Source organism: Roseomonas sp. 18066 (assembly GCF_902706185.1).
Classification (GTDB): domain Bacteria; phylum Pseudomonadota; class Alphaproteobacteria; order Acetobacterales; family Acetobacteraceae; genus Pseudoroseomonas.
In genome coordinates this window covers 1-4454 of the sequence record NZ_CACSJM010000262.1, presented here as the reverse complement: position 1 = coordinate 4454, position 4454 = coordinate 1, and the positions used below count along the sequence as shown (strand labels likewise).

Annotated in this window: 6 protein-coding genes; all 6 read right to left on the bottom strand. The window is 73.8% G+C overall.

Features of this window, described 5'->3' with window-relative positions; all coding sequences use genetic code 11:
* Nucleotides 1-113: 113 nt before the first annotated feature.
* Complete coding sequence (locus GVN67_RS28280; protein WP_160000640.1) at nucleotides 114-1484, bottom strand: FAD/NAD(P)-binding protein; 1371 nt, start codon at nucleotides 1482-1484, stop codon at nucleotides 114-116.
* Nucleotides 1485-1527: 43 nt separating this feature from the next.
* Nucleotides 1528-1893, bottom strand: a complete 366-nt coding sequence (locus GVN67_RS28275; RefSeq protein WP_160000639.1) for a gamma-butyrobetaine hydroxylase-like domain-containing protein — start codon at nucleotides 1891-1893, stop codon at nucleotides 1528-1530.
* Between the two features lie 9 nt (nucleotides 1894-1902).
* Nucleotides 1903-2127, bottom strand: a complete 225-nt coding sequence (locus tag GVN67_RS28270) for a Trm112 family protein (RefSeq protein WP_160000638.1) — start codon at nucleotides 2125-2127, stop codon at nucleotides 1903-1905.
* 59 nt (nucleotides 2128-2186) lie between these two features.
* Entirely contained in the window at nucleotides 2187-2843 is a 657-nt protein-coding gene (locus GVN67_RS28265; protein WP_160000637.1) for an LON peptidase substrate-binding domain-containing protein, read from the bottom strand.
* Nucleotides 2844-2859: 16 nt separating this feature from the next.
* Nucleotides 2860-3792 carry a co-chaperone YbbN gene (locus tag GVN67_RS28260; RefSeq protein WP_160000636.1) on the bottom strand — a complete coding sequence of 311 codons (933 nt, stop codon included), beginning with the start codon at nucleotides 3790-3792 and terminating at the stop codon, nucleotides 2860-2862.
* Between the two features lie 94 nt (nucleotides 3793-3886).
* Nucleotides 3887-4454 (bottom strand): prolyl-tRNA synthetase associated domain-containing protein (locus GVN67_RS28255; RefSeq protein WP_368667270.1); only part of this gene is annotated, 568 nt, incomplete at its 5' end.

Here is a 4454-nt window from a genome sequence, read left to right as displayed (position 1 = left end):
TACTTGATCGGGAGGCGGGATCTACTGGCGAAACCTTCGCCCGTCAACCCCAGAAACCAGCCAATCACTTCCCGTTCGCCGTTCAGCAGCGCCAACCGGCGGCGTGGAGGGGCTTATATGGGCGCCAGCCCGACCCCGCAAGCAGGAATTTCGTATTTTCCGCGATCGATACGATCTGCCAGCCCGGCGACCTGCAGCCGGATGTCCGGCACCGCGGTGATTTCCCACAGCGCGCCACGGGTCAGCGGGCCCAGCACGTCGATCCCGGCGACCTGTTGGCCGGCCGCATCCAGCGCCACGCCCTCGGGCGAGACCGACAGGCCGAGGCCCAGCGCATCCGGCGCCAGCAGCCCGGCGGCCAGCATCCCGGCGACCGGGGCGGCCTCGCGCCAGGCGGCGCCCCCCTCGGGCCCGGTGCAGAGAATGATCCGGGCAACGGACAGAACCTCCTGGCCGCCACCGCGGCGATCCAGCACGGCCTCCACCCCCTGGGCCCCCACCCGCCAGTCGGCCAGCCGGGCCGCGACCGGCCGCAGCCCGCCGGTGGCCAGCTCAGCGCCAATGCGGCCGGCGGCCTCGGGGGCCAGGCGATGGCGGTGCAGGTTCCAGGCGCTGCGGGCATGACGCAGGAAGCGGCGACGCTGAACCGAATCCCAGCCGCGCCAGATCCGCTGCACCAGCGGCCGCACCCCGTCGATCACCGCCTGCCAGGGCTGGCCGGCCGCGGCGGCGCGCGCCACCTCGACCCGCAGCCAGCGGAAGGCGGCCAGCACGCCGGGGGCCTCGCCTTCCGCCAGCGCCATCGGCCAGGGCGGCGGGAAGACCCCCATCAGATGGGACAGCGGCAGCCAGCCATGGCGGGAGATGGCGGTGACCGGCCCGACATGGCCGCGCTCGCGCAGCGCCAGCAGCACATCGACCATGGTCAGGCCCAGCCCGACCAGCAGCAGCGGGGCCTCGGGGGCCAGCCCCTCCAGCGCCGCCGGGTCCCAGGGGTCGCCGGCCAGATGCGGCGGCGCGCCGGGGGTGGCGGCGAACCCGCCCACCGCCAGCACCACCCGATCCACGGCGAAGGCCTCGCCCGAGGTGTCCGTCACCCGGAAGCCGGCGCCGGCGCGCTCGACCGAGGCGACGCCCCGCGGCACATGCCGGATCGCCGGCGCCGCGGCGGCCCAGAGCTCCTGCAGGTAGCGCCCATAGAGATAGCGGGGCGCGAAGCGCGGCCCGGCGGCCGGCAGCGGCGGCGCATCGGGCTGGGCGGCCAGCCAGTCGGTGAAATGGGCAGGCTTGTCCGGGAAGGGGCTCATCCCGGCGGCCGGGACGTTCAGCAGGTGGGCGGGCTCGGCGGTGCCATAGGCCAGGCCGGGGCCGACCGGCGCCGGCTCGAACAGCGTGACCCCGGCCTTGCCGGCCAGCTGCAGGGCCAGCGCCGTGCCGGCGAAGCCGCCGCCGATGATGGCCACCACGGGCAGGTTGCGCGTCATGGAAAGCCTCTCTCTGGCGGTCAGGATGTCGGAAGGTAGAAAACTAACGCCGCGGCGGCGGGTCGCGGCTCAGGCCGCGGGCGGCCAGCTGCGCCTCGTAATCGGCCCAGCGCGCCGCCTGCTCGCGGCCCAGCTGGTGCAGGTAGTCCCAGGTATAGATGCCGCTGTCATGCAGGTCGTCGAAGACCAGCCGCACCGCGTAATGCCCGACCGGCTCCATCGAGAGAATGCCGACGGCGCGGCGCCCGGCCACCAGCTGCTTCTGGCCGGGGCCATGCCCCTGCACCTGGGCCGAGGGGCTTTCCACCCGCAGATACTCGGCCGGCAGGCTGAAGCGGGCGCCGTCGTCGAAGCTGACCTCGAGCAGGCGCTCGGCGCGCTTCAGCCGGACCTCGGTGGGGGTGGGCAAGGGCGCGGCTCAGCCGTCGAGGCGGCGCGCCTCGTCCGGCAGCATGATCGGGATGCCGTCGCGGATCGGATAGGCGAGGCCGGCCTGCTCGCTGACCAGCTCGCCGCGCTCGCGGTCGTAGCGCAGCGTGCCCTTGCTGACCGGGCAGACCAGGATCTCCAGCAGGCGCGGATCGACCGGGCCGCCGGGGGTCGCGGAGGGGGTCACGGGATCGGTATCGTTTGCATGCGTCATGTCGCGGGATTCCTGCGCCACGGCCTCGGCGCCGTCAACGTTCTTTGCGGCAAGGGGCCCTAGCTGGCGCGGCCCTGGGTCGGGCCCGCCGCCTCCAGCCGCAGCAGGGCGACCAGCATCGCCGCCCGCGCCGGCAGGTCGGGCGCGGCCAGCAGCGCCTGCTTCTCGGCATCGCCGAAGGGGCACAGCATGCAGAGGTTGGTCACCAGCATCGGCGCCGCCGCCTGCTCGATCGCCGCCCAGTCGGCCTCGATCCGGCGCGACAGGAAATAGGGGCGCAGCGCCGCGACCAGCGCGGCACGGTCCAGCGCCGGCGCCTCGACCGGGGCCAGGTCGGCCAGATAGGGGGAGAAATCGGTGCGCACGCGGCGGAAGCCGGCCGGGTCGTCGGGCAGCTCGGCGGCCACCCGGAAGCGCAGCAGCCCGCGCAGGGTGACCAGGTAGCGCCCGTCCTCGGTCTCGGAGAAGGAGGCGATCCGCCCCAGGCAGGCGACCTTCTGCAGGGTCGAGCGGCCGCCGAGCCGCGGAAAGCCCGGATCGGGCAGCACCATGGCCTGCAGCCGCCCGGCCGCCAGCGCCGCCTCGACCATCGCCAGGTAGCGCGGCTCGAAGATGTTGAGCGGCAGCCGGCCGCCCGGCAGCAGCAGCGCGCCGGTCAGCGGAAACACCGGCACCTCGGCCGGCAGGCTGTCGGGCCGGGGCTGGAAGGGATCCATTCCCGGCCCTTCCGGCTCAGCGGAACAGATAGGTGGACAGGCCGCGCCGCGCCTTGACCGCCGCCGGGTCCATCGGGCCCCAGGCCTCGAAGAACTTCAGCATCTGCTTGCGCGCCGCCTCCTCGCCCCAGGCGCGGTCACGCTTGATCGCCTCCAGCAGCTCGGCCGCAGCCGCGTCCCGCTGCTCCATGGCGTTCAGCGCCACCGCCTTGTCGATGCGGGCCTGGTGGTCGTTGGCGTCGGCGGCCAGCCGGGCCTCGAACTCGGCCAGCATCTCGCGGGCCTTGCGGCCTTCGGCGGCGAGCTCCAGCGCGCTGCGCACGCCGGCGATCTCGGCATGGTTGGCGATTTTCTCGGGCACCTGGGCCAGCAGCTCCAGCGCCTGCTCCTCCTCGCCCATGGCCATCAGGGTGCGGGCCAAGCCGGCGACGGCCTCCGGATTCTCCGGCTCCTGCTGCATCACCGCGGCGAAGAGCTCCAGCGCGCCCGGATGGTCGCCCTGCTCCAGCGCGGTCTTGGCCTCGGCCAGCAGCTCGGCCGCCGGCATCTCGCCGCCCGCCGCCTTCAGCAGCGTCTCGACGAAGCGCTTGATCTCGGATTCCGGCAGGGCGCCCTGGAACAGGTCGGCGATCTGGCCCTGCCAGAAGGCGACCACGGTCGGCACCGACTGCAGCGGCAGGCCCATCTGCGACAGCTGCTGCACCAGGGGGCGGTTCTGGTCGATGTCGATCTTGACCAGGCGGATGCGGCCCTGGGCGGCCTTGACCACCTTCTCCAGCGCCGGCGTCAGCGTCTTGCAGGGGCCGCACCAGGTCGCCCAGAAGTCGACCAGCACCGGCACCTCGCGGCTGGCCTGGATGACATCCTGCATGAAGGAGCGGGAATCGCCGTCCTTGATCAGCTCGGCCGCGGCAGGGGAGGCGTTGTTGGGGTCTTCGATCACGTCCATCGGGGTAGCTCCGGCATTTTCCTGCCGCCCATAGATGCGCCGCGCGCCGCCTTGCGCAAGGCGCGAAGCGCGGCGCCGGGCGACGCCGGGACGCTTATTGGGCGGCGGTTTCGGCGGCGGGCGGGTCCAGCCGCTCCGGCGCATGGCCCAGCGCCTCGAGGAAGCGCCACAGCCCCTGCGGCGCCAGCCCGGTGGTCGCGGTGTTCACCAGCGGGTGGAAATGCACCCGCGCCGTTTCCAGCAGCGCCGCGTCGATGGCGACGCGCACCCGGCCGTGCGCCGCGTTGACCATGCCGAAGGGGGTGACCGAGCCGGGCCGCACGCCGAGCTCGGCCCAGAGCTCCCCGGCCGAGGCGAAGCGGCCGCGGGGGACGCCCAGCGCCCGCAGCAGCGCGTTGATCGAGACCTGGCGGTCCTCCTCCAGCACCACCAGCAGATAGGGGCCGGGCTGCTTCGGCTTCAGGAACAGGTTCTTGGCATGGCCGCCCGGCAGCTGGCCGCGCAAGGCCTTGCTGTCGGCCACGGTGAACAGCGGCGGGTGCTCGACCGTCTGCTGCGCGATGCCCAGCGCCTCCAGCCGGGCCAGCAGCTGCGCCGGCGTGGCGGGTGGCTGGCCGGAGGCGAGCGGGGCCTCTTCCAGGTCAGGATCGGCGGCGGGGGGC